Origin of the sequence: Acidocella sp. (genome assembly GCF_013044125.1) — a bacterium.
Classification (GTDB): domain Bacteria; phylum Pseudomonadota; class Alphaproteobacteria; order Acetobacterales; family Acetobacteraceae; genus Acidocella.
In genome coordinates this window covers 1-24,255 of the sequence record NZ_JABEVC010000185.1, presented here as the reverse complement: position 1 = coordinate 24,255, position 24,255 = coordinate 1, and the positions used below count along the sequence as shown (strand labels likewise).

Sequence of the window (24,255 nt, the reverse complement as noted above, 5' to 3'; positions counted from 1 at the left end):
ACGAGAATACCATTAATCATCAAACCGCCCAGACGGTGCGGCGCAAGCAAGCCTGGCGGGGGACAGCAAAAAAAGGCCGGCACACATATAACAACCCTTGGACGACGGGATTTAGTTGTATATACAATAACCAGGAAAATACCCCTTGTATAGAGGGATTTTGATTTTTCCAGCCTGCTTCCTCCCTGGAAGCCTATTTCTCACCCCCGGCCTTCTCAGGCCGGGTGGTACAATCAACGCCCCCGTGGCCTCAGGCGGCGCGCAAAATCATCCCAAACAGGTCGCGCGGGTCGTCCGGGTCGGCCAGCATGTCCAACTCCTCGAAGAACGGGGTGTGGCGCACCTGGTCACGCACATAACGTAGCGCGGAGAAATCCTCGATCGCGAATCCCACTGAATCGAACAAGGTGATCTGCCCGGCGGATTTGCGGCCCTGGGCCTGCCCCGCGATCACCTGCCACAACTCCTGAACCGCATGGTCCTGGGGTAACTGCTGAATCTCGCCCTCAATTCTGGTTTGCGGCGGATACTCAACAAAAATATCCGAGCGCAGCAGAATATCGCGGTGCAACTCCGTCTTTCCGGGGCAATCCCCGCCGATGGCGTTGATGTGCAGCCCCGCGCCGACTAGATTATCGCTGAGAATCGTGGCGCATTGCTTGTCGGCCGTGGCGGTGGTGACAATTTGCACCCCGTGCATCGCCTCCTCCACCGAACCGCAAGGCGTAATGTCAAAGCCGTATTTCTGCAGGTTGGCCATGCATTTTTTCGTTGCGGCTGGGTCGATGTCATACAACCTGAGGGTCTTGACCCCCAACAGGGCCTTGAACGCCATGGCCTGGAATTCCGACTGCGCGCCATTACCGATGATCGCCATTGTATGGGCATTTTTCGGCGCCAGATATTTGGCCGCCACGGCTGAGGTTGCCGCGGTACGCAGGGCGGTCAGGATGGTCATTTCCGAAAGCAGCGTCGGGTAGCCGTTGCTGACATCGGCCAACAGGCCGAAGGCGGTGACGGTTTGGCGGCCCTCGCGCGTGTTCTTCGGATGACCGTTGACATATTTGAAAGCATAAAGGGAATGATCGCTGGCCGGCATCAACTCGATCACGCCGTCAATCGAATGCGCGGCAACCCGCGCGGTCTTGTCGAAACTCTCCCAGCGCAGAAAATCATCCTCGACATAGGCGGCAAGGTCAGTCAGGAATGTTTCGATCCCGATTTTCAGGATCAGTTTCATCATGTTGTCGACACTGACAAAGGGAACGATGTTAAGATTGGGAATAGGCGTCATCAGAAGCTCCAGGTTGGGCGGTCCATCACACGGCGGCCCAGCAGGCTTGCCACAAGGCCGACCAGAAGGGTTGCGGTGCGTCCGCGTTCGTCAAGGAAGGGGTTGAGTTCGACAATATCCAGGCTGGAGACGAGAGCGCTGTCGTGCAGCATTTCCATCACCAGATGCGCCTCCCGGAAAGTGGCGCCGCCCTGAACCGTGGTGCCCACGGCGGGGGCGATGCTGGGATCAAGAAAATCGACATCCAGGCTCACATGCAGCAGGCCACCTTCAGCCGCCACACGGTCCAGAAACCGCGAAAGCAGCGGGGCGATGCCATGCTCGTCGATCGCACGCATATCGAACACCGAGACGCCGCAATGCGCCAGCGCCAGCCGCTCTGCGGGGTCAACACTGCGGATGCCCAGCATGGCGACCCGTTTGGGGTCCACCGTTGCCTGCAACGGCGGCAGCCCGCCGCCAAACCCTGCCTGCCCGGTGAGGTACGCCACCGGGGTGCCGTGGATATTGCCGCTGACCGTTGATTCAAGACTATGAAAATCCGGGTGCGCGTCGAGCCAGAGCATGAACAAAGGCCGGCCAGCCTCCGCAGCCCGCCTGGCGATTCCCGCCACGGTGCCGGCCGCGATGCTGTGGTCCCCGCCCATGAATATCGGCATGCCCTCGGCGCTGGCATCGTAGGCCGCCTGGCTCAACAGCGATACCCAGGCGGAGATTTCCGGCAGGTTTTTTAGCGCCGGATTGGGGTGATGCACCTGACTGGCAGGCGGCGCGCTCAGGTTGCCCAGGTCGGACAACCGGTGCCCAAGCCCGGTGATGGCTGCCGCCAACCCGGCGGTCCGCAGCGAGCTGGGGCCCATTTCGCAACCCAGCCGCCCGGCGCCTTCCTGAACGGGCACCCCGATCAATTTGCAATGTTTAACAGTCATACCGTCTCCAGTTTGGGCTTATTGCCGCCCGATTTCCCAGAATAATCGGGTTTTACCGGCAAAGTGAACAAACATAATTGGCATATTTCGCGTTTTCATTTATCAAATTGGCACAAACTTTATTCATATTGGTCAATCATGGACGCACTCGACACAAAACTCACGACCCAGCTGCGCCATAATGGGCGACAGAGCATCTCCGATCTAGCAACCCAGCTTGGGGTATCACGTGCAACCGTTCGCGCCCGAATGGAGCGCCTGGAGAACTCTGGGGTGATCCTGGGTTATACCGTCATCCTTAAATCCGACGCGACCGAGCTTCCCGTCCGCGGCATCATGATGATTGAGATCGAAGGCTTCGCGACTGACCGCGTGGTCCGCAGCCTTTCAGGGTTTCCGGAGATTTCCTCGATCCACACAACCAACGGCCGGTGGGATCTGGTGGTGGAGCTGGGCACCGGAACGCTCTCCGATTTCGATGCCGTGTTGCGCCGAATCCGGCTTATTCAGGGAGTCATCAACAGCGAGACCAACCTGCTGCTGGCGACTCCACGGTCCACCAAGGCGCGGCTATAGCACCACACGCAGAAAAAGGTACAACCTACACAAAATAAAGGTTGCACCATTTTTTTATCCGGTATAACTCTCCCGGAAAATCACAACAACCTTTGGAGAGCCCCATGGCTGCCACCACGATCGGCGTGAAACTGGACGAGCATATCCGCCTGCGGCTGAAGGCTGTGGCGGAAGCGCAGGCGCGCACCCCGCATTGGGTCGTCAAACAAATGATCCTGACCGGGCTGGAGCGGCTTGAGCGTGGCGAGAGCCTGCACGCCGCTTCGGGGGACACCGAAGCCGAGTCCGCGGCGCCTGACGATGATGCCGCCGCGTTCATGCCGTTTCTGGATTTCGCGCAGGACGTGCAACCCCAGACCGTGCTGCGTGCCGCGATCACCGCCGCTTACCGCCGGCCGGAGGAGGATTGCGTGCCTGCCCTCATCGCCCATGCCGCCCTGCCCGAAAAACAGGCGGCGGCGGCGCGCGAGACGGCGAAAAACCTGGTGGTGAAGCTGCGCGCCAAGCGCACGCGCGGCATTGTAGAGACGTTGTTGCAGGAATACGCGCTCTCCAGCCAGGAGGGCGTGGCCCTGATGTGCCTGGCCGAGGCGCTTCTGCGCATACCCGACAGCGCGACCCGCGACGCGCTGATCCGCGACAAGATCGGCGCCGGCAACTGGCAGAGCCATCTGGGGGGCAGCCAGTCATTATTCGTGAACGCCGCCACCTGGGGGTTGCTGCTCACCGGCAAACTCGCCGCCACCAATAGCGAGGCCAGCCTCTCCTCCGCCCTCACCAAGCTGGTGGCGCGCAGCGGGGAGCCTGTGGTGCGCGGGGGTGTGCATATCGCCATGCGCCTCATGGGCGAACAGTTCGTCGTCGGGCAGAGCATTGCGGAGGCGCTCGCCAACAGCCGCAAATGGGAGGCCAAGGGCTTCCGTTATTCCTACGACATGCTGGGCGAAGCGGCGCTGACCGCCGCGGATGCCGCGCGCTATCTGCGTGATTACGAGCAGGCGATCCACGCCATCGGCAAGGCCGCGCGGCGCCAGGGAATTTATGAAGGCCCTGGCATTTCCATCAAGCTCTCCGCCCTGCACCCGCGTTATGCGCGGAGCCAGCGCGAACGTGTGATGAGTGAACTGCTGCCGCGCCTCACCGATCTCGCCAAACTCGCCCGCTCGTATGACATCGGGCTGAACATCGACGCCGAGGAAGCCGACCGGCTGGAACTCTCATTGGACCTGCTGGAGAGCCTGTGCTTCGACCCCGCGCTGGAAGGCTGGAACGGCATCGGCTTTGTGGTGCAGGCGTATCAGAAGCGCGCGCCCTTCGTGCTGGATTATCTCATAGACCTCGCCCACCGCAGCAAGCACCGCCTGATGGTACGGCTGGTGAAGGGCGCCTACTGGGACTCAGAGATCAAACGCGCGCAGCTTGATGGCCTGGAAGGCTTTCCGGTGTTCACCCGCAAGGTGCATACCGATGTCTCTTATCTCGCGTGCGCGAAGAAGCTGCTGGCCGCGCCCAATGCGATCTTCCCACAATTCGCCACGCATAATGCACATACGGTGGCGGCCATCCACACCATGGCGGGGGAGAATTTCTACCGCGGGCAATATGAATTCCAATGCCTGCATGGCATGGGCGAGCCGCTGTATGAGGATGTCGTCGGCCCGCAATATCTCAACCGCCCCTGCCGGATTTACGCGCCCGTCGGCACGCATGAGACACTGCTCGCCTATCTAGTGCGCCGCCTGCTGGAAAACGGCGCCAACACCTCCTTTGTCAACAAAATCGCCGATGCCAAGGTGAGCGTTGACGAGCTGACCGCCGACCCGGTGAGCCAGGCGCGAAAAATTGCGCCCCTGGGCGCGGCGCATGAGAAAATTGCCCTGCCGCGCGCGATATTTGGCGCGCAGCGCGCCAACTCCGCCGGGCTGGACCTCTCCAACGAGCAGCGCCTCGGCTCGCTCGCCTCCGCCGTTCTGGCCGGGCTGGCGGTGCAGTGGCAGGCGGGGCCGATCCTCGCCACCGGGGATGTTCCGGGCGAAGCGCGGGCGGTGCTCAACCCGGCCGATACGCGCGACAAGGTTGGCCTGGTTTACGAAGCAACGCCGGAAATCGTAGGCACGGCCTTCACCTTGGCGCAGGAGGCCGCGCCCATCTGGCAATCCACCCCGCCGCAGGACCGCGCCGCCACACTGCAACGTGCGGCGGATTTGCTGGAAGCGCGCCTGCCCACGCTTGTCGGGCTGATTGTGCGCGAGGCCGGGAAAACCATTCCCGCCGCCATCGGCGAAGTCCGCGAAGCGGTGGATTTCCTGCGCTATTACGCCCACCAGATCACCAATGGTTTTGATAACGACACACACCGCCCGCTGGGGCCGGTTGTGGCGATCAGCCCGTGGAATTTTCCGCTGGCAATTTTCACGGGGCAGATTGCCGCGGCCCTGGCCGCAGGAAATGTCGTGCTGGCCAAACCGGCGGAAGAAACACCGCTGATCGCCGCCGCCGCCGTGCATCTGCTGCTGGAAGCCGGCATTCCCCCTGGCGCGCTGCAAATGTTGCCGGGTGACGGACGGATCGGCGCGGCGCTGATTGCAGATACAAGGGTGCGCGGCGTGCTGTTCACCGGCTCGACCGAGGTTGCCCGCATGATCCAGGCGCAGCTGGCAAACCGGCTGGACGCGCGCGGCCTGCCCATTCCGCTGATTGCTGAAACCGGCGGGCAGAATGCCATGGTGGTGGATTCCTCTGCACTGCCCGAACAGGCGGTGGCGGATATCATCGCCTCCGCCTTCGACTCCGCCGGCCAGCGCTGCTCGGCCCTGCGGATTCTGCTGGTGCAGGACGACATCGCGCCGCGCCTGCTCACCATGTTACAAGGTGCCATGGCGGAACTCTCCATCGGCAAGCCGGACCATCTGGCCACGGATATCGGCCCGGTGATCAGCACCGAGGCCCACCAGGGGATCGTCCAGCATGTCGAGACCATGCGCGCGCGCGGCTACCCTGTTTTTGCCCCGGAGCTGGACAAAGCCTGCGCCCATGGCTGGTTCATGGCGCCAACGGTTATTGAAATTCCCTCAATCGATGTGCTGGGGCGTGAGGTTTTTGGCCCCGTGCTGCATGTGCTGCGCTACAAGCGCACGGAGTTGAACAACGCCATCAACGCCGTGAATGCGCTTGGCTACGGGCTCACCTTTGGCATTCACAGCCGGATCGAGGAGAGCATCGCTCAGGTGACGAACCGAATCCAGGCTGGAAATATCTACGTCAATCGAAACATCATCGGTGCGGTGGTTGGCGTGCAACCGTTTGGCGGGCATGGCCTCTCAGGCACCGGACCAAAGGCCGGCGGGCCGCTCTACCTGCGCCGCCTGCTCGCCGAGCGCCCAGTTGTGCACGGCCTGCCGATAGGTGACGCGCCCGAGACATTGCAACTGTTCTTCGCCACATTGCAGGAACGCAAGGCCGGGACTGCCGGATTCTCGCACTACGGCGCGCAAGCGCCAAGCCGGGCAGAAATAACCTTTGCCGGACCTGTGGGAGAAGCCAACCAATACCGGCTGTTGCCGCGCGGCAAGGTGTTGTGCCAGGCCGCAACGCAAGAGGGCCTGCTGCGCCAGATTGCCGCATGCCTTGCCACCGGCAACATCGCGCTCGTGCAAAATCTGGCGGATTACCAGGTGTTGCATGACCTGCCGGCAGCTTTGGCAAATTATATCGTGCCTGCGGACAAGACGCCCGATGCCGCGCTGTTTGATGGTGACGCCAACGCGCTGCGTGCGCTGATGGAGGAATTGGCCACCCAGACCCATACGGTTGCCGCTGTCTACAGCCTGCCGCGTGAGGGGGCGCGCGCCGGGGAGTATCCGCTGGAGTTCCTGCTCGCCGAGCAATCCATCAGCGTGAATACCGCCGCCGCGGGTGGCAATGCCAGCCTGATGACCATCGGTTGATTTTTTATCAAAGGGACGAAGCCATGCTCTCCATCCAATCCCCGCGCAGCGTCGTGATGATCCGCCCGCATCATTTCTCTCCCAATGCGGATACCGCGCAGGACAACAGCTTCCAGGCCAATGACACCTCGCGTACCGCCCGGGAAATCGCCCAGGCGGCTTATGCGGAGGTGACACGTACGGTTGAACAGCTTGAGGCAGCTGGGGTGACGGTGCATCTCTTTGAGGATGAGACACGGGATTCCCCGGATTCAGTATTTCCCAACAACTGGTTCTCCACCCATACCGGCGGGCACATCGCGCTCTACCCAATGTTCGCGCCGAGCCGCCGGAAGGAGCGCCGGGGCGATGTGATAGAGCTGTTGAAACAGCGCTACCGCGTGCAGGATGTCATCGATTACTCCGGCCTGGAATACGATAACGTGTTTCTTGAAGGCACCGGCGCTATGGTGTTGGACCATGTGGAACGCGTGGCATATGCCGCGCGCTCCAACCGCTGCAACCCCGTGGCGCTGGAACGGTTCTGCACGCATTTTAACTTCGAGCCGATTGTATTCGATGCTTTTGACGCCGCCGGGCAGCCCATCTACCATACAAATGTGCTCATGGGCATCGGCAGCGAAATCTGCCTCATTGGCCTGCAAACCATCAAAGATGAAGCCCGGCGCGCTGAAATCGTGGAACGCCTGGCGGCGGGCGGGCGGCGAATCGTTGATCTCACCCATGCGCAGATCGCGGAGTTTGCTGGGAATGCAATAGAACTTGAAGGACGCACGGGGAAAATCCTGGCCATATCCGCGCGGGCATTACGTGCCTTAACCCCGGCGCAGCGGCAGGAGCTTGAACAAGCGGTGACGCTGCTGCCACTGGAAGTACCAACCATCGAGCTGGCGGGCGGCTCCGTGCGTTGCATGATCGCGGGCGTTCACCTCTCGCCGCGCAAACCGGCGTAGCCTTCCCTACCCGCCCTTTTTGGCGTTCCAATCCGCCACCGCGTAGCGGCTGCCCAGGCTGTAGCGGCTACCCGGATGCGTGAGGACCGAGCGCGTGGCAGGTCCCGCCTCGGTCCACGTCCGCCGTTCAACCTGCAAACAGGGTTCATGCGGACCAATTTCCAAGAGCGCCTGCGCGCGTTCATCCGGCCTCACGGCATGCACGATATGCTCTACCTCGCTCGGCGGCGCGATGCCCTGCAAATAACGGTTGCTGGTCTGCTGAGTAAAATCCTGGTTCAGATATTCCGGCGCAAAGCGTGGTGAGACGAATCGCGCCTCAAATTGCACCGGCACATCATTCTCAAAATGCACGATCTCGGAATGAAAAAGCTTTGCGCCGCGGCGCAGCATGAACGCAGACGCCAGGGCCTCGTCCGCGCGAATTGCCTCCAGCAGCAGGACCTGAGATTTATGCACATTGCCGCGCCGCTGAATATCCTCGGAAATATCATATATTTCCAGCAAAGCCGAGCGCGGCACCTGCGCCCGCACAAAAGTACCAAGCCCCTGCACGCGATTCAACAATCCATCAGCTGACAATTCCCGTACCGCGCGATTCACCGTCATCCGCGACGCGCCCAGCACCTCCATCAACTCATGTTCAGAGGGTATGCGGCTCCCATCCGGCCATTGGCCCGATGCAATGCCGTCCAGCAGATATTGCTTGATCTGCTCATACAGCTTTTGCGGCTTCTCTACCCCGTTATCGCTCATGCCCGCAGCTTCCGCACCACGGCATCAAACCGCTTGCGGCTTCGTTCCGCCAGTTCATGCCTTCCATCGCGCACACAATGTCTCCCTCGTACCCATACGTCTTTAACCGCCGGGGCGCGGGTTGCAAACACAAATTGCGCGAGCGCGATGTCAGGGTCATCTCCTGCCAACGCCACGATATTTGCCGGTGCGCCCGCCACCAGCCCACCAATCGCGCCCAGCGCTTGCGCGCCGCCGCCCACGGCACCTTGGAACATCGCTGTCGCGGTTGAACGCGCGGCTACGGTTGCCATCACGTTGCGGCGGCGTTGGCCAAGCCGCTGCGAATATTCCAGCATCCGCAACTCCTCGGCCACCCCGATCAGCACATTCGAATCCGATCCGATCCCGTATTTCCCAGAAAAATCCTGCATCGGGAAAATCCCGTCGCCCAGATTCGCCTCCGTGAGCGGGCACAACCCCACCACCGCGCCGCTGGCGGCCATACCCGCGCATTCAGCAGGTGTTACATGTGTCGCGTGGACCAGGCACCAATTCGCCGCCACGGGTGAATGGCGCAGCAGCCAGTCCACAGGCCGCTGGCCGGACCATGCCACACAATCCTCCACCTCGGCCATCTGCTCCGCGATGTGGATGTGCAGCGGCGCGGCGCCAGCAATCGTAATAAGCGCCCGCAATTCCTCCGGCGTTACCGCACGCAGGGAATGCGGGGCAACACCTGTATTCGCGATTTGCCGGCAGCGTTCATGCAGCCGCGCGTAGGAGTCGAGATCATTAATGAACCGGCGCTGCGCCGTGGCGGGCGGCGTGCCACCGAACCCCGCATGTGCATAGAACACCGGCAGCAGTGTCAGATCCATCCCCGTCGCCGCGGCCGCCGCACCAAGGCGCGCGGCAGTCTCGCCAATATCGTCATAAGGCTTTCCATCAGGCGCATGGTGCAGATAATGAAATTCCGCGACAGCGCAAAATCCACCTTCCAGCATTTCCACAAAGGCCTGCGCCGCCACCGCCTCGATGTCTTCCGGGTCCATCCTCACCGCGAAGCGATACATCAGATCGCGCCATGTCCAGAAATTCTCCCGGCCTTCGCCTCTATGCTCGGTAAGCCCCGCCAATGCGCGCTGAAAACTATGGCTATGTAGATTCGGCATACCGGGCAGCGCGATGCCCCCGACTTCACCATGCGGCGGCGCATCTTTCTCAACACCCGAGATGATGCCAGCCCTTATGCCGAGCCGCACATTTTCCGCCCATCCGCCGGGTAACAACGCATGCCTGAAAAATAAATCACGAACCACTGGACAACTCCCTCAGATGCCCCTATTGTATATACAACTTAATCAGCCCGGCCAAGGGTTATTTCATGCAAGCAGACCATATTTTCACCAACGCCCGCCTCGCCACCATGGACCCCGCCCTGCCCGGCCTTGGTCGTGTGGAAGATGGCGTGGTCGCCGAACGAGCAGGCCATATTATATATGCCGGCCCGGTCCGCGCTTTCGATGCCGCCCAAACAACCGATTGCGGCGGGCGCTGGATCACGCCGGGGCTGATAGATTGCCACACGCATCTGGTATTTTCCGGCAACCGCGCTGGAGAATTCGCGGCACGGCTGAAGGGCGCCAGCTATGAGGATATCTCCCGCGCCGGCGGCGGCATCGCCGCCACCGTGCAGGCAACACGCGCGGCGAGCGATGCCGATCTGCGCGCCACCAGCCTCGTGCGGCTAAACGCGTTGATCGCAGAGGGTGTCACCACGGTTGAAATCAAATCCGGTTATGGGCTGTCGGCGGAATCGGAGATAAAGCTTCTGCGCGTAATTGCCGCACTACGCGAGGTCGCGGACATTGATATTTCGGCTAGTTTTCTTGGCGCCCACAGCCTCCCGCCGGAATTTTCCAATAATCGCGCCGGGTATCTCGATCTGCTCTGCAATACACTCATCCCGAAAATATCAGAACAAAATTTAGCTGATGCTGTCGATGGATTTTGCGAGGAAATTGCCTTCTCGCCCGGCGAGATCGCCCGTGTCTTCACTGCCGCCGCCGCACATGGGCTGCGGGTGAAACTGCATGCGGACCAACTCTCCAACCTGCACGGCGCGGCGCTCGCGGCTAGTTTTGGCGCCCTTAGCGCAGACCATCTGGAATACACAGACGATGCCGGTGCCGCCGCGATGGCCGCCGCGGGCACAGTTGCCGTGCTGCTTCCCGGCGCCTTCTACTCCTTGCGGGAAACCATGATGCCGCCCATCGCCGCGCTGCGGACGCATGGCGTAAAAATCGCGGTGTCCACGGATCTCAACCCAGGCACGTCGCCGTTAAACTCGCTGTTGCTGGCTATGAACATGGCTGCAACTCAGTTTCGCCTCACCGTGGAGGAGTGCCTGCTCGGGGTTACCCGCAACGCCGCCACCGCGCTGGGCCGGCTGGATGTCGGCACCCTCACGCCCGGTAAAAAATGCCATCTCGCCATCTGGGACATCAAAGACCCAGCTGAGCTTGTCTACAATATCGGTTTCAACCCCCTTTATCGCCGCATCTGGAGCCACGCATGAATCTTATTCCCGGCAATGTCAGCCTCGCACAATGGCGAGACATATATAACGGCGAGCCTGTCAGCCTCGCGCCATCCGCCCTCCCCGCCATTGAGCGCGCCGCCGGCGCCGTGGCACAAATCGTCGCTGCCGGTGAGCCGGTTTACGGCATCAACACCGGCTTTGGAAAACTCGCCAGCGTGCGAATTGCTGCGGCTGATCTTGAAACATTGCAGCGAAACCTTGTTCTTTCCCATGCGGCCGGCGTTGGCGAACCGATGCCCATTGCCGTGGTGCGTCTGATGATGGCGCTGAAAATGGGATCGCTCTCGCAAGGTGCCTCAGGTGTGCGCCCGCAAACAGTCATGATGCTAGAGCAGATGCTTGCCAAAAACCTGATACCGGTCGTGCCGGCGCAAGGCTCCGTCGGCGCATCCGGAGACCTCGCCCCATTAGCGCATATGACCGCCGCGATGATCGGCCATGGTGAAGTTTTCCTGTCGGGAGAACGCTTTTCCGCATCTGAAGGTCTGGCGCGCGCCGGGCTGGCGCCGCTTGTACTCGGCCCAAAGGAAGGATTGGCGCTGCTCAACGGCACGCAATTCTCCACCTCCTACGCTCTGGCCGGATTGTTCGAGGCCGAAGCACTGTTCCGCGCAGCACTCATCACCGGCGCGCTCTCGACTGACGCAGCCAAAGGCTCCGACGCACCGTTCGACCCGCGCATTCATGCGCTGCGCCGCCATAAGGGTCAGGCTGAGGTTGCGGATGCGTTGCGCAACCTGATGGCGGGCAGCGCCATCCGCGCTTCACACGTCATCGGCGATGCCCGCGTGCAGGATCCATATTGCCTGCGTTGCCAACCGCAAGTCATGGGCGCTGTGCTTGATATTTTGCGACAGACTGCCGCGACCCTGGAAACAGAGGCCAATGGTGTCACCGACAATCCGTTGATCTTCACCGAGCCTGCCGAGGCGCTCTCAGGTGGTAATTTCCACGCCGAACCGGTCGCCTTCGCAGCGGATATGATCGCGATGGCGGTCTGCGAAATCGGCTCACTCGCCGAGCGCCGGTTGGCAATGCTGGTGGACCCTGCCCTCTCCGGCCTGCCCGCGTTTCTGGCGCCAAAGCCCGGCCTGAATTCAGGCTTCATGATCCCGCAGGTGACAGCAGCAGCTTTAGTTTCCGAGAACAAGAGCCGGGCCTTCCCCGCCTCGGTTGACAGCATCCCGACTTCGGCCAACCAGGAAGATCACGTCTCCATGGCCGCACACGGCGCGCGCCGGTTGATGGCTATGACGGACAATCTGCGCGGCATCATCGCCATCGAACTTCTGGCATCCGTTCAGGGCTGCGATTTTCATCCGATGTCATCGAGCAACATTCTGGAGTCTGCCCGTGCCGTGCTACGAGAAAAAGTACCCACTTTGGATGACGATCGTTATTTCGCACCGGACATAGAAGCCGCCGTCACCCTACTGAAAAATGCTGCGCTGCCGGTGCAAAACCTGCCAGGTGTCGCATGAGCATTGTCAGCATCCGGCAGGGATCAGCGCCGCTGATTCTCAGCATTCCGCACGCGGGCACGGAAATTCCGGAATCGATGCTACCTTCCCTGGTTTCTCCCTGGCTGGCACGCAAGGATGCTGACTGGTGGCTACCCGAGCTTTATGCGTTTGCTGAATCGTTGGATGCAACGGTGATCCGTACCCGCATTTCACGCACGGTCATCGATGTGAACCGTGATCCGTCAGGGGCATCGCTCTACCCCGGGCAGGCAACAACGGCGCTGTGCCCCACTGAAACTTTTGATGGCGAGCCTTTGTATCTTCCCGAGATGGCGCCCGCCGAGGCGGAAATTTTACTGCGCCGGGTTAAGTATTTTGACCCGTATCACGAAACTGTTGCCGCGGAAATCGCCCGGCTTCGCCGCCTGCATCATGCCATCGTGTTGTATGATTGCCATTCAATTCGCAGTGAAATCCAGAGGCTTTTCCAAGGTGTTCTGCCAAATTTTAACATCGGAACCAATGATGACAAGTCCTGTGACGCAGCAATCACCGACCGCGTTGCCGCCATCTGCGGTGCTGATCCGCGTTTCAGCCATGTGGTGAACGGCCGCTTCAAGGGCGGCTATATCACACGCCATTACGGCGACCCGGAGGAGGGTGTCAACGCCCTGCAAATGGAGCTCGCCTGCCGCGGCTATATGGAAGAACCAGGTTCGCCAGCACCGGAAAACTGGCCGTCCTCTTTCAATCCAAACGCCCCTATCCTGCAAATTTTAAAAACCATTCTGGAGAGTTTTATCCCATGAACCGTCTGGACAATGCTCGTATCATCCATGCCCCTCACGGCAATAAGCTTTCGGCAAAATCATGGCAGACTGAAGCCCCCTTGCGCATGCTTATGAACAATCTTGATCCCATGGTCGCCGAGCGCCCGGAAGAGCTGGTTGTCTACGGCGGTATCGGCCGCGCCGCGCGCGACTGGAATTCGTACGATAAAATCGTCGAGACATTGCGGCGGCTGGAAGGAGACCAGACACTTCTTATCCAATCCGGCAAGCCGGTTGGCGTGTTTCGCACACATGAGAATGCACCGCGTGTTTTGCTTGCAAATTCAAATCTGGTTCCGCATTGGGCGACGTGGAAGTATTTCCATGAGCTCGACCGCAAGGGGCTAATGATGTACGGTCAGATGACCGCGGGCTCCTGGATCTACATCGGCACGCAAGGGATTGTGCAAGGCACCTACGAGACCTTCGTTGAAATGGGACGTCAGCATTACAACGGCGATCTCGCTGGAAAATGGATTCTTACCGCGGGGCTCGGCGGAATGGGCGGCGCGCAACCGCTGGCCGCCACCATGGCCGGGGCAAGCTGCCTGGCCGTGGAATGTCAGGCAAGCCGCATCGAAATGCGTCTGAAGACCCGTTATGTCGATGTCCGCGCCGACACGCTGGACGAGGCTCTGGAAATCATCAATCGTTCCGTTGGGGAGAAGAAACCGATTTCCGTCGGGCTGCTTGGCAACATTGCCGAAGTTCTGCCGGAATTGCTGCGCCGTGGCATCCGCCCGGACGCCCTCACCGACCAGACTTCCGCGCATGATCCCATCAACGGTTATCTACCCAAGGGCTGGACCGTCGCTGAATGGGCCGAGCGCCGCGAAACCAACCCAAAGGCCGTAGAGGCAGCGGCTCGCGCCTCCATGGCCGGGCATGTACGCGACATGCTCACATTTTCAAAAATGGGTGTTCCTACCTTCGATTACGGCAACAACATCCGGCAGGTGGCTAAAGAGGAGGGTGTTGAAAATGCCTTCGATTTCCCAGGCTTCGTGCCAGCCTACATCCGCCCGCTATTCTGCCGCGGCATCGGCCCGTTCCGCTGGGCGGCGTTGTCGGGGAATCCTGAGGACATCCACAAGACCGATGCGAAAGTAAAAGAACTTCTGCCGCACGACAAACATCTTCACAACTGGCTTGACATGGCGCGCGAGCGCATAGCCTTCCAAGGGTTGCCGGCGCGTATCTGCTGGGTTGGCCTGGGTGACCGGCACCGTCTTGGCCTGGCCTTCAACGAGATGGTCGCCAGAGGCGAGCTCTCGGCACCCGTCGTTATCGGCCGCGACCATCTGGACTCCGGCTCCGTCGCCTCGCCAAACCGGGAGACAGAGGCAATGATGGATGGATCAGATGCAGTTTCAGACTGGCCTTTATTGAACGCACTGCTTAACTGCGCCTCCGGCGCAACCTGGGTTTCATTACATCATGGCGGCGGCGTTGGCATGGGCTTTTCGCAACATTCCGGCATGGTCATCTGCGCCGACGGTACGCCGGAAGCCGCGAAACGTATTAGCAACGTTCTGTGGAACGATCCAGCAACGGGTGTGATGCGCCATGCTGACGCGGGTTACGAAATCGCGAAGGATTGTGCGCGGCAGTTCAGCCTCGACCTACCCGGAATTTTAGGCTGATCCTCTGAATGTTGATTATCGAAAGTGCCGGCTACCGCCAAATGCCCTGGAAAAACGGGGCCGGCACCACAACCGAGATCGCGGTCTCGCCATCTGGCGCTACGACGGATGATTTTGACTGGCGGATCAGTATGGCGCAGGTCGGCTCAGATGGCTGGTTTTCAGAGTTTCCTGGGATTGATCGCACTCTCGCCGTTCTTGTAGGAAACGGCTTAGATCTTTCAATCGCCGCGGCGCCTCCGGTCAGAATTCTACCAGCATCCGCTCCCTGTAGATTTGCGGCGGATATCCCGGTCTTTGCAAAATTGTTCGAAGGCCCCATCATCGACCTGAATGTCATGACAAGGCGGAACCGGTTTACACACCAGGTGATAAGACTGGAAGCAGACGCACCCATAAAGTGGCAACTGCAAGCTGAAGTGACCGTAGTATTGTCCTGCACCAGTGCGCTTCACATTGACGATGGCGCCCACTCAGCAAGGCTGCACGCCAATGATTCGGCTTTTTTTCAAAATCAGGGCAACCCGCTCATCGTAATCCCAGAAAACCGGGCAACAATCTACTTCATCGAGCTGAGCCGCATCTGAGATCAATGTTTCTGAGACATCAGAAATTAGATGTCTTAAAATCAGGTGACAGATAAAGGCGAAGCATCTCTCAACCGTTGCAACGCCTTCTTGGCGCGGTCATCAAGCCCCGTGCCATCTGCATCGAGATAGGCATAAATCTCCGTCAACATCCGTTTTTCCCAAAAACTTTTAATATGCTCGGCAATGCCGGCAATGGCCTCATCATCGTTCTTATGAACAAAGAATTTTGCAATCTGATTGGCCATATATACGAGTTTCTCAGGCGACATCGCTTTGTGCTCCAAAAATGATCCGGCCCGGATGAGTAAATACCTCAAACCCATCATCGCGCGCCACGGCGGCAAGTGTTATCCCGGCTTCCGCCGCCGCGCGAACCGCGCGGGCCGTCGGCACGGAAATAGCCACCAGTATTCCAGCACCAAATGCTGCTGTTTTCTGGATGAGGTCGAGGGATACCCGGCTGGTGAGCACAACCGCGCCCACGCCGGGTTGGTCGCCACGCCGCGCTACCGCGCCAATGAGTTTATCCAATGCATTGTGGCGCCCGACGTCCTCGCGCAGCAGCAAGTCATTGCGCGCCGGGTTGAAAAAAGCCGCGGCATGCACGGCGCGCGTTTCGTTGTTCAATACCTGCAGGCGCGCCATACGGGCCACCGCATCGGCAAGAGCAGCCGCTTGCATTATAGCGCCAGCCTGTACTTTTGGTGAAGCACGCGCGGCTTCTGCCAAGCTGTCCAGCCCGCACAGGCCGCAACCTAACGGCCCGGCAATATGCCTGCGCCGCGCACCCAGCGCCTCGCGCATCACGGGCGCCAGTGTCATCCGGCACTCGATGCCGTCCTCCACCACAACCGTTTCAAATTCAGTTATATCATTAACATCACTGATTATACCCTCTGACAATGAAAACCCTATCGAAAAATCTTCCAAATCAACCGGACTCGCCATCATCACCGCGAACGTCGAACGATCATAGGTGATTGCGACGGCCACCTCCTCCGGCAATGCCCGCGACATGTTTTTGTGTTGGCCCCCGCGCCACGCGGCCGCCCCCACGCGCACAACGGGCGGCGGCACTGGAATCATTCAGCCGCCCCCGCCACGGCGATGCGCCGCGCCTGATCGCTCAAATGCTGATATTTCGTCTGCCAATCCGTCGGGCCGTTCGAGGGGGATATCTGCACCGCCGTCACCTTATATTCCGGACAGTTCGTTGCCCAGTCAGAAAAATCCGTGGTGATAACATTGGCTTGCGTCTCCGGATGGTGAAAAGTGGTATACACCACACCCAGCGCCATGCGGTCAGTGATCTTCGCGCGCAACGCCGTCTCACCCGCACGGCTTGCGAGCTTCACCCAATCGCCATCCTTAATGCCGCGATTCTCCGCATCATGGGGATGAATTTCGAGGAGATCCTCTTCATGCCACAGCTTGTTTTCCGTCCGCCGGGTCTGGGCGCCGACGTTATATTGCGAGAGAATCCGCCCCGTGGTGAGCAGCAGCGGGAAGCGCGGCCCGGTGCGCTCATCGGTCGCAACATAATCGGTGATAATGAACTTGCCCTTACCGATCACAAAATGCCCGACATGCATAGTCGGCGTTCCCTCAGGCATCTGCTCATTGCATGGCCATTGAATGGAACCCATCCGGTCCAGCGCCGCGTAGGACACGCCAGAAAACGTCGGCGTCAGCCGCGCGATCTCATCCATGATCTCAGATGGATGCGTGTAGTTCATCTGCATCCCCAGCGCATTGGCCAGAAGCTGCGTCACCTCCCAGTCTCCATAACCATTTTTTGGCGCCATGACCTTACGCACCCGCTGGATGCGGCGCTCGGCGTTGGTGAAGGTGCCATCTTTTTCCAAAAATGTGGAACCGGGGAGGAACACATGCGCAAAATTCGCAGTCTCATTCAGGAACAAATCCTGCACCACCACGCACTCCATCGCGGCGAGCCCGGCGGTGATGTGTTTTGTGTCCGGGTCGGACTGTACAATGTCCTCGCCCTGAATATAGAGCCCCATGAACGTGCCTGACACAGCGGCATCCAGCATATTGGGAATCCGCAGGCCCGGCTCGCCGCTCAGCGGCACGTTCCAGACAGCCTCGAACATCTGGCGCGTTGCATCGTCCGATACATGACGGTAGCCGGAAAATTCGTGCGGGAAGCTTCCCATATCGCAACTGCCCTGCACATTGTTCTGGCCTCGTAGCGGATTAACCCCCACGCCCGGCCGGCCGATATTGCCGGTGGCCATGGCAAGGTTGGCGATGGCGATTACGGTGGTCGAGCCCTGGCTGTGCTCGGTCACGCCCAGGCCGTAGTAAATCGCGCCGTTGCCGCCGGCCGCATACAGCCGCGCCGCCTTGCGGATCAAATCCGCGGGCACGCCGGAGAGCGCGGAAACCGCCTCGGGGCTGTTTTGTTCCTCAGCGATAAACGCCGCCCATTCTGCGAAATCAGCTATGTCGCAACGCTCGCGCACAAAGGCTTCATCCACCAGCCCCTCGGTGACAATCACATGCGCCAGCGCGTTGATCACCGCGACATTGGTGCCCGGGCGCAGCGGCAGATGATAATCAGCCTTTACATGCGGCGTACGCACCAGATCAATCCGGCGCGGGTCCACCACGATCAACTTCGCACCTTCGCGCAGGCGCTTTTTCATGCGCGACGCAAAGACCGGATGCCCATCAGTCGGGTTGGCGCCGATCACCAGAATCACATCCGCCTGATCCACGCTGTCAAAATCCTGCGTGCCGGCGGAAGTGCCAAATGTGCTTTTCAGCCCATAGCCGGTGGGTGAATGGCAGACGCGCGCGCAGGTGTCCACATTGTTGTTGCCAAATCCGGCGCGGACAAGTTTCTGCACCAGGAAGGTCTCCTCGTTCGTGCAGCGCGAGGAGGTGATGCCGCCGATCGAATCCCTGCCATATTTAGCCTGGATGCGTTTGAATTCAGCCGCCGTGTGCGCGATCGCCTCATCCCAGCTAACTTCGCGCCAGGGATCGGTGATTCTGGCGCGGATCATCGGCTTGGTGATGCGGTCCTTATGGGTGGCGTAGCCCCAGGCGAAGCGGCCCTTCACGCAGGAATGACCGTGGTTGGCCTTGCCGTCCTTGTAGGGCACCATGCGCACCACCTCCTCGCCGCGCATCTCGGCCTTGAAGGTGCAGCCGACACCGCAATAGGCGCAGGTGGTAACTTGCGAATGTTCCGGCTGACCAATTTCGATGACTGATTTTTCCATCAGCGTCGCGGTCGGGCAGGCCTGCACGCAGGCGCCACAGGAAACACATTCGGAATCAAAGAAGCTCTCCCCGATGCCGGGCGAAACCTTGGAGCTGAAGCCGGAGCCTTCGATGGTCAGGGCGAAGGTTCCCTGCACCTCCTCGCAGGCCCGCACGCAGCGCGAACAGACGATGCATTTGGCGGGGTCGAACTGGAAATACGGGTTTGAAACGTCTTTGACGGAATCGAGATGGTTTTCACCATCATAGCCGTAGCGCACCTCGCGCAGGCCCACCGCCCCGGCCATGTCCTGCAATTCGCAATCACCATTGGCCGAACAGGTCAGGCAATCGAGCGGATGATCGGAGATGTAGAGTTCCATCACGCCGCGGCGCAGCTTGGCCAGTTTGGCGTTTTGCGTATGCACCACCATGCCCTCGGCCACCGGCGTCGTGCAGGAGGCGGGCGTGCCCGCGCGGCCTTCAATTTCTACAAGGCACAGGCGGCAGGAGCCGAAACTGTCCAGCATGTCGGTGGCGCAAAGCTTGGGTATCTGCGTGCCCAGCTCCATCGCCGCGCGCATCACCGATGTGCCTTCCGGCACCGCGATGCTCTGGCCATCGATGTTGACATGCACCAGCCGTGTCGCCGTGCCGGGTTTTGTGCCGTAGTCTATTTCGTGAATCAGGCCCATTGATCAGCTCCTATTGCGCGGCGGCGGGAATGGCCGCGGGCGCAAAATCTTCAGGGAAATGGTGCAGCGCGCTCAATACCGGATAGGGGGTGAACCCGCCCAGAGCGCAGAGCGAGCCGAACTTCATGGTCTCGCAAAGGTCTTTGACCAAGGCGATGTTTTCCTCGGCATCGTCACCCGCCACGATCTTGTCGAGCACCTCCACGCCGCGCGTTGAGCCGACGCGGCAGGGCGTGCATTTGCCGCAGGATTCATGCGCGCAGAATGCCATTGCGAAGCGGGCCATTTTCGCCATGTCCACATGGTCGTCGAACACCACCAGCCCGCCATGGCCAATCAGCCCGTCGCGCGCGGCGAAGGCTTCGTAGTCATAGGGTGTGTCAAACAGCGCCGGCGGGAAATAGGCGCCCAAAGGCCCACCCGCCTGCACCGCGCGCACCGGCCGTCCGGTGGCGCTGCCGCCGCCGATCTCGTTGACCAGCTCGCCAAGCGTGATGCCAAACGCAACCTCGAACAGCCCGCCATGTTTCACATTCCCGGCGATCTGCACCGGCATCGTACCGCGCGAGCGGCCCATGCCGTAATCAGCGTAGGCGGCAGCGCCTTTTTCCAGAATAAAGGGAATGGTGGCGAAGGAGACGAGATTATTCACCACCGTCGGCTTGCCGAACAAGCCCACCAGTGCCGGAATCGGCGGCTTGGCGCGCACCTGCCCGCGCTTGCCCTCCAGGCTTTCCAGCAGCGCCGTCTCCTCGCCGCACACATAAGCCCCCGCCCCCGTGCGGACTTCCAGCTCGAAATCATGCGCCGAGCCCATCACCGCGCGGCCCAGAAGCCCCGCCCGGCGCGCGATGGCGATGGCGCCGTTCATGGTGCGGATGGCGTGCGGATATTCGGAGCGGACATAAATATAACCCCGCGCCGCCCCCACGGCGATGGCGGCGATTGTCATCCCCTCGATGAGCGTGAACGGATCGCCCTCCATCAGCATCCGGTCGGCAAACGTGCCGGAATCGCCTTCATCGGCGTTGCAGACGACATATTTTTGCGCCGCCACGGCGGTGCGCACGGTCTCCCATTTTATCCCCGTGGGAAAACCCGCGCCGCCGCGCCCGCGCAGGCCGGAGGCTTTCACCTCCGCGACCGTTTGCGCCGCCCCCAGTTGCAGCGCGCGTGCCAAACCATCATAGCCGCCAAGGGCGCGGTATGCGTCCAGGTCCAGCGGATCGATCACCCCGCAGCGGGCGAAGGTGAGCCGGTCCTGTTTCGCGAAAAACGGAATTTTCTCGACCAGGCCTGTCGATTTTTCATGCCACCCGCCGTTCGGAAAATCCGCGTCGAACAGCCCCGGCACATCGCGCACGCCAACCGCCCCGTAGCCCATGCGGCCCGCGGGTGTTTCCACCTCCACCAGCGGCTCCAACCAGAACATGCCGCGCGAGCCGGTGCGGATAATCTCCAGCGCGACCCCGCGCGCCTGTGCTTCCGAGAGAATGGCCGCCGCCACACGGTCAGCCCCCACCGCGAGCGCCGCGGCGTCACGGGGAATGAATACGCGCATCACAGCACCTCCATCGCGAGAGATTCCAACGCCCCGGCATCCAAGCGGCCATGCACCTCACCGTCGAGCATCGCATTCGGCGCGCAGGCGCAAAGGCCCAGGCAATACACCGCCTCCACCGTCAGCCGGCCGTCCGGCGTGGTCTCGCCCCAGCCCAGGCCCAGGCGGTGCAGCAGGTGGGCGGCGTTGGCCTCGCTGCCCATGGACTGGCAGGCCTCCGCCCGGCAGAGCTTCAGCACATGGCGCCCGGCGGGCGCACGGCGAAAATCGTGATAGAACGAAACGACGCCATGAACCTCGGCGCGGGTGAGATTTAGGCGCGCGGCGATCAGGCGGATGGCTTCTTCCGGGATGCAGCCGAAATATTCCTGCATGGCGTGCAAAATAGGCAGCATAGGACCTTCAAGGGCCTCGTGCGCGGTTATGATGTCTGCAGCGGCAAGCGAATCCCAGAGATGCGGCATATGAAACCTGATCCTTCTTCGGCGTTTCCTATGCTATGTCTGGTGCCGTTTGCCCCAGAAAACAATATCGAATTTCCGTTACGCGATAGGATAAACCTATCATACCCGGCGCAACCGGCTGGCTTCGGCGATCAAGGCGGCGGTCAGCGGCGAGAGTGGGTCGCGGTCGAGCACCACCAGCCCCACTTTGCGCACCTCCTCTGGCTCCACGATCGGGATGGCCCGCAGCTTCGCGGTCAGCCCAAAAACCTCCGCGAGTTTTTCCGGCATCACGCAGGCCCAGCGTCCGGTCTGCACATGCGAGACCAGCACGACGATGGAGTTGGACTCCAGGGTCGGCTCCACAATCTGCCCGGCATTGTTGAGCAGGCGGTTGATGATGCGGCGGTTTTGCATGTCCGGCGTAAGCAGGCACAGCGGGATTTTTCCGATCTCCGCCCAGGTGACGCGCGCGCGCTCGCCCAGCGGGGCCTGGGCTGAGGTGAGCAGCATGTAGCGCTCCTCATAAAGCGGAACACTGCGGGCCTTGCCGACCGGCTCATTGTCTAGATAGGTGATCCCCGCCTCGATCTCCTGGTTGTGCAGGCGCTGCAAAACCTCCGATGAGGTGCAGGAGAGAACCGAGAAGCGCACCAGCGGGTGGCGCGCGCGATACGGCGTGGTGAGCTCCGCGATGGTGGCAAGCGCCGTGGGAATGGCAGCAATGCGCAGCAGCCCGTTCAGCCCGCGCTTCAGGCTGTTCACATCGTCGCGCATGGCGTGAACATCGCCGGTGATCCGCCGTGCCCATTCCAGCACCCGCTCCCCCTCCGGGGTGAATCCCTGGAAGCGCGAGCGGCGGATAACCAGCGGCACGCCCATTTTTTCCTCAAGCGCCCGGATGGCGGCGGAGAAGCTTGGCTGCGTGACGCAGCATGCCTCCGCCGCACGGCCGAAATTCTGCTCACGGGCCAAAGCAATCAGGTATTCCAGCTTGTCTAGTATCGCCTGTCCTCCCGTGCCAAATCTTTCCTAACGCCATCCATCAACGGAAACAAACATGATCTCCTACGCCCAGGCCCTCGCTCTGCTCCACAGCCGGGCGCCACGCCTCCCGGCCGAGACAGCCCCGCTGGCCGAGGCCCTCGGGCGAACCACTGCGGGCGAAATCCGCGCGGAGTTCGCGGTGCCCTCGTTCGACAATTCAGCCATGGACGGTTTTGCCGTGCGCCTGGCGGATTGCCAACGCGCATCGCCGGAGGCGCCGGTGGTTCTCCCGGTTGCCGAGGTAACGGCGGCGGGCGATCAACTGAGCCTGCTGGCCGCCGGCCATGCGGTACAGATCATGACCGGCGCCATGCTCCCGGCGGAGGCCGAGGCGGTGTATCCCATCGAGGACGTGGCGGTGGCCCGCAATGCCGATGGCGCGGTCACCGCCATCACACTCACCAGCGCCCCCGCGCCGGGCGCCAATATCCGCGGCAAGGGCGAGGATTTTCTGCCAAGGGATACATTAACCGGAGACGCCACCCGCCTGACCTCGCGCCACCTGATGGCGCTGGCGGCGCTGGGGGTGGGCTCGGTGCCGGTACGCCAGCGCCCGTATGTGAGCGTACTGGCGACCGGCAATGAAATCCGCGACGCCCCCGCCGGGCAGGCCAACACCACGCCGGGCGAGGCGGTGATCTATAATTCCAACTCGCCCTATCTGGTTGCCGCGCTGCGCGAGGCCGGGGCGCGGGTGGAATACGGCGGCATCATCCCCGATACGCAGGCGGCCTTCACCACGGCGCTGGAGGGTATCATCGCGCAGGCGCGGCCGGGGCAGATCATCGTCTCCACCGGGGCGGTCTCGAAGGGTGAGTTTGACTTTGTGCCAGCCGCGCTGGCGGCACTGAACGCCGAGATCCTGTTCCACCGCGTCGCCATCAGGCCGGGCAAGCCCGTGCTGTTCGCGATGCTGGCGAACCAGATTCCCTTCTTCGGCCTGCCGGGCAACCCTGCCTCCGCCGCCGTGGGCTTCCGTTTTTTCATCACCCCGCTGTTACGCGCCGCGTGGGGCCTGCCGCCCGAGCCGCCGCTGCGGGTGCGCCTGGCTGCAACCCACCAGGCCAGGCCGGGGTTGCGTATCTTCCTGAAGGCGCATTTGTCGATCGGGGCCGATGGCGCGGCCGCCGCCACCATTCTGGCAGGACAGGAATCGTTTCGAGTTCAGCCCATGCTGCACATCAACGGCTGGGTCGTGCGCGACGAGACGGTTGGCAGCCTGCAAGCCGGTGAGCTGGTGGATTTCTACCCGGCGGACCCGTTTTCGTCATTTTTCGCATGAACCCGTTCCTTACCTCGCCACCCGCCGCCGGGGGCGTGATTCTCGCAGGCGGGCGCGCGCTGCGCATGGGCGGCGGCGACAAGGGGCGCCAGAGCCTCGGCGGGCAGGATATGTTGACCCGGCTGGCCGCGGTGCTGCGCCCGCAGGTTAGCGCCCTGGCGCTCAACGCCAATGGCGACCCGGCGCGCTTTGCCGATCTCGCTCTGCCCGTGCTGCCCGACGGGCTGGAGGACGCCGGCCCCCTGGCCGGGTTGCTGGCAGGGCTGGACTGGGCGCACGGCCTCGGCCTGCCCTGGCTGCTCAGCGCCCCCACCGACACACCTTTTTTGCCGCCTGACCTGTTGATCCGCCTGGGCCACGGGGTGTGCGGCGGGCAATTGGCCGCTGTGGCGGCATCGGGCGGGCGGCGTCACCCGGTGGCGGGGCTATGG

At 61.4% G+C, this 24,255-nt stretch carries 20 protein-coding genes and 1 pseudogene; 11 read left to right on the top strand and 10 right to left on the bottom strand.

The window, feature by feature from the left end; genetic code table 11:
* Nucleotides 1-250: 250 nt before the first annotated feature.
* Nucleotides 251-1,294, bottom strand: coding sequence for an ornithine cyclodeaminase (locus HKL97_RS11200; protein ID WP_291425331.1), 1,044 nt, complete (start codon nt 1,292-1,294; stop codon nt 251-253).
* Nucleotides 1,294-2,223: an arginase gene (rocF, locus tag HKL97_RS11195; RefSeq protein WP_291425329.1), complete on the bottom strand. Its 930-nt coding sequence runs from the start codon at nt 2,221-2,223 to the stop codon at nt 1,294-1,296. The genes HKL97_RS11200 and rocF overlap by 1 nt, the downstream gene beginning before the upstream one ends.
* Nucleotides 2,224-2,361: 138 nt before the next feature.
* On the opposite strand from rocF, the pseudogene HKL97_RS13690 reads away from it, so the two are divergent.
* The 4 genes and pseudogenes from HKL97_RS13690 to ctlX form a co-directional block, all read left to right on the top strand.
* Nucleotides 2,362-2,490: pseudogene (locus HKL97_RS13690) on the top strand (AsnC family transcriptional regulator); the annotation flags it as partial.
* Nucleotides 2,491-2,496: 6 nt separating this feature from the next.
* On the top strand, nt 2,497-2,799 hold the full coding sequence (locus HKL97_RS11190) for an Lrp/AsnC family transcriptional regulator (protein WP_363238790.1): 303 nt from the start codon (nt 2,497-2,499) through the stop codon (nt 2,797-2,799).
* A 104-nt stretch (nt 2,800-2,903) separates the two neighbouring features.
* Nucleotides 2,904-6,746 carry a trifunctional transcriptional regulator/proline dehydrogenase/L-glutamate gamma-semialdehyde dehydrogenase gene (putA, locus tag HKL97_RS11185; protein WP_291425325.1) on the top strand — a complete coding sequence of 1,281 codons (3,843 nt, stop codon included), beginning with the start codon at nt 2,904-2,906 and terminating at the stop codon, nt 6,744-6,746.
* Nucleotides 6,747-6,769: 23 nt separating this feature from the next.
* Nucleotides 6,770-7,699, top strand: a complete 930-nt coding sequence (ctlX, locus tag HKL97_RS11180; protein ID WP_291425323.1) for a citrulline utilization hydrolase CtlX — start codon at nt 6,770-6,772, stop codon at nt 7,697-7,699.
* Between the two features lie 6 nt (nt 7,700-7,705).
* On the opposite strand, the gene hutC is transcribed toward ctlX, so the two are convergent.
* Together hutC and HKL97_RS11170 are read right to left on the bottom strand one after the other, a co-directional pair.
* On the bottom strand, nt 7,706-8,455 hold the full coding sequence (gene hutC / locus HKL97_RS11175; protein ID WP_291425321.1) for a histidine utilization repressor: 750 nt from the start codon (nt 8,453-8,455) through the stop codon (nt 7,706-7,708).
* Nucleotides 8,452-9,756, bottom strand: coding sequence for a formimidoylglutamate deiminase (locus tag HKL97_RS11170; RefSeq protein ID WP_291425319.1), 1,305 nt, complete (start codon nt 9,754-9,756; stop codon nt 8,452-8,454). Before HKL97_RS11170 ends, hutC begins: the two co-directional genes overlap by 4 nt.
* 65 nt (nt 9,757-9,821) lie before the next feature.
* Here HKL97_RS11170 and hutI point away from each other — a divergent pair, with 65 nt between their 5' ends.
* From hutI to HKL97_RS11145, 5 genes are read left to right on the top strand one after another with little or no spacing between them, the layout of a single operon-like run.
* On the top strand, nt 9,822-11,015 hold the full coding sequence (hutI, locus tag HKL97_RS11165; protein ID WP_291425317.1) for an imidazolonepropionase: 1,194 nt from the start codon (nt 9,822-9,824) through the stop codon (nt 11,013-11,015).
* The gene (hutH, locus tag HKL97_RS11160; RefSeq protein ID WP_291425315.1) at nt 11,012-12,520 is read left to right on the top strand and encodes a histidine ammonia-lyase; all 1,509 of its coding nucleotides are present in this window, start codon (nt 11,012-11,014) and stop codon (nt 12,518-12,520) included. The genes hutI and hutH overlap by 4 nt, the downstream gene beginning before the upstream one ends.
* Entirely contained in the window at nt 12,517-13,311 is a 795-nt protein-coding gene (gene hutG, locus HKL97_RS11155; protein ID WP_291425313.1) for an N-formylglutamate deformylase, read from the top strand. Before hutH ends, hutG begins: the two co-directional genes overlap by 4 nt.
* Nucleotides 13,308-14,975: a urocanate hydratase gene (hutU, locus tag HKL97_RS11150; RefSeq protein ID WP_291425311.1), complete on the top strand. Its 1,668-nt coding sequence runs from the start codon at nt 13,308-13,310 to the stop codon at nt 14,973-14,975. Before hutG ends, hutU begins: the two co-directional genes overlap by 4 nt.
* Before the next feature lie 8 nt (nt 14,976-14,983).
* Nucleotides 14,984-15,562: a HutD family protein gene (locus HKL97_RS11145; protein ID WP_291425309.1), complete on the top strand. Its 579-nt coding sequence runs from the start codon at nt 14,984-14,986 to the stop codon at nt 15,560-15,562.
* Nucleotides 15,563-15,603: 41 nt separating this feature from the next.
* Here the strand turns inward: HKL97_RS11145 and HKL97_RS11140 are convergent, their stop codons facing one another.
* From HKL97_RS11140 to HKL97_RS11115, 6 genes are all read right to left on the bottom strand, one after another.
* On the bottom strand, nt 15,604-15,834 hold the full coding sequence (locus HKL97_RS11140; RefSeq protein WP_291425307.1) for a formate dehydrogenase subunit delta: 231 nt from the start codon (nt 15,832-15,834) through the stop codon (nt 15,604-15,606).
* Nucleotides 15,824-16,582 (bottom strand): formate dehydrogenase accessory sulfurtransferase FdhD, encoded by a 759-nt coding sequence (fdhD, locus tag HKL97_RS11135; RefSeq protein WP_291425304.1) that lies wholly within the window; start codon nt 16,580-16,582, stop codon nt 15,824-15,826. Before fdhD ends, HKL97_RS11140 begins: the two co-directional genes overlap by 11 nt.
* Nucleotides 16,583-16,647: 65 nt before the next feature.
* A complete protein-coding gene (fdhF, locus tag HKL97_RS11130) occupies nt 16,648-19,491 on the bottom strand; it encodes a formate dehydrogenase subunit alpha (protein WP_291425302.1) in 2,844 nt (947 codons plus the stop codon).
* Between the two features lie 10 nt (nt 19,492-19,501).
* On the bottom strand, nt 19,502-21,052 hold the full coding sequence (locus HKL97_RS11125; protein WP_291425300.1) for an NADH-quinone oxidoreductase subunit NuoF: 1,551 nt from the start codon (nt 21,050-21,052) through the stop codon (nt 19,502-19,504).
* Nucleotides 21,052-21,516: a formate dehydrogenase subunit gamma gene (locus tag HKL97_RS11120; RefSeq protein ID WP_291425298.1), complete on the bottom strand. Its 465-nt coding sequence runs from the start codon at nt 21,514-21,516 to the stop codon at nt 21,052-21,054. Before HKL97_RS11120 ends, HKL97_RS11125 begins: the two co-directional genes overlap by 1 nt.
* Before the next feature lie 99 nt (nt 21,517-21,615).
* Nucleotides 21,616-22,488 carry a LysR family transcriptional regulator gene (locus tag HKL97_RS11115; RefSeq protein ID WP_408821056.1) on the bottom strand — a complete coding sequence of 291 codons (873 nt, stop codon included), beginning with the start codon at nt 22,486-22,488 and terminating at the stop codon, nt 21,616-21,618.
* Between the two features lie 67 nt (nt 22,489-22,555).
* Between HKL97_RS11115 and glp the strand changes: the two genes are divergently transcribed.
* Complete coding sequence (glp, locus tag HKL97_RS11110) at nt 22,556-23,824, top strand: gephyrin-like molybdotransferase Glp (protein WP_291425297.1); 1,269 nt, start codon at nt 22,556-22,558, stop codon at nt 23,822-23,824.
* On the top strand, nt 23,821-24,255 hold a 435-nt coding region (gene mobA, locus HKL97_RS11105; protein WP_291425296.1), incomplete at its 3' end, for a molybdenum cofactor guanylyltransferase. The genes glp and mobA, both read left to right, overlap by 4 nt.

What these genes read in the sequence shown, in the direction of transcription:
- HKL97_RS11200 (WP_291425331.1), bottom strand. Translation starts at nt 1,294, where the DNA reads ATGACGCCTATTCCCAATCTTAACATCGTTCCCTTTGTCAGTGTCGAC.
- rocF (WP_291425329.1), bottom strand. Translation starts at nt 2,223, where the DNA reads ATGACTGTTAAACATTGCAAATTGATCGGGGTGCCCGTTCAGGAAGGC.
- putA (WP_291425325.1), top strand. Translation starts at nt 2,904, where the DNA reads ATGGCTGCCACCACGATCGGCGTGAAACTGGACGAGCATATCCGCCTG.
- ctlX (WP_291425323.1), top strand. Translation starts at nt 6,770, where the DNA reads ATGCTCTCCATCCAATCCCCGCGCAGCGTCGTGATGATCCGCCCGCAT.
- hutC (WP_291425321.1), bottom strand. Translation starts at nt 8,455, where the DNA reads ATGAGCGATAACGGGGTAGAGAAGCCGCAAAAGCTGTATGAGCAGATC.
- hutI (WP_291425317.1), top strand. Translation starts at nt 9,822, where the DNA reads ATGCAAGCAGACCATATTTTCACCAACGCCCGCCTCGCCACCATGGAC.
- hutH (WP_291425315.1), top strand. Translation starts at nt 11,012, where the DNA reads ATGAATCTTATTCCCGGCAATGTCAGCCTCGCACAATGGCGAGACATA.
- hutG (WP_291425313.1), top strand. Translation starts at nt 12,517, where the DNA reads ATGAGCATTGTCAGCATCCGGCAGGGATCAGCGCCGCTGATTCTCAGC.
- hutU (WP_291425311.1), top strand. Translation starts at nt 13,308, where the DNA reads ATGAACCGTCTGGACAATGCTCGTATCATCCATGCCCCTCACGGCAAT.
- HKL97_RS11145 (WP_291425309.1), top strand. Translation starts at nt 14,984, where the DNA reads ATGTTGATTATCGAAAGTGCCGGCTACCGCCAAATGCCCTGGAAAAAC.
- HKL97_RS11140 (WP_291425307.1), bottom strand. Translation starts at nt 15,834, where the DNA reads ATGTCGCCTGAGAAACTCGTATATATGGCCAATCAGATTGCAAAATTC.
- fdhD (WP_291425304.1), bottom strand. Translation starts at nt 16,582, where the DNA reads ATGTCGCGGGCATTGCCGGAGGAGGTGGCCGTCGCAATCACCTATGAT.
- fdhF (WP_291425302.1), bottom strand. Translation starts at nt 19,491, where the DNA reads ATGGGCCTGATTCACGAAATAGACTACGGCACAAAACCCGGCACGGCG.
- HKL97_RS11125 (WP_291425300.1), bottom strand. Translation starts at nt 21,052, where the DNA reads ATGCGCGTATTCATTCCCCGTGACGCCGCGGCGCTCGCGGTGGGGGCT.
- HKL97_RS11120 (WP_291425298.1), bottom strand. Translation starts at nt 21,516, where the DNA reads ATGCCGCATCTCTGGGATTCGCTTGCCGCTGCAGACATCATAACCGCG.
- glp (WP_291425297.1), top strand. Translation starts at nt 22,556, where the DNA reads ATGATCTCCTACGCCCAGGCCCTCGCTCTGCTCCACAGCCGGGCGCCA.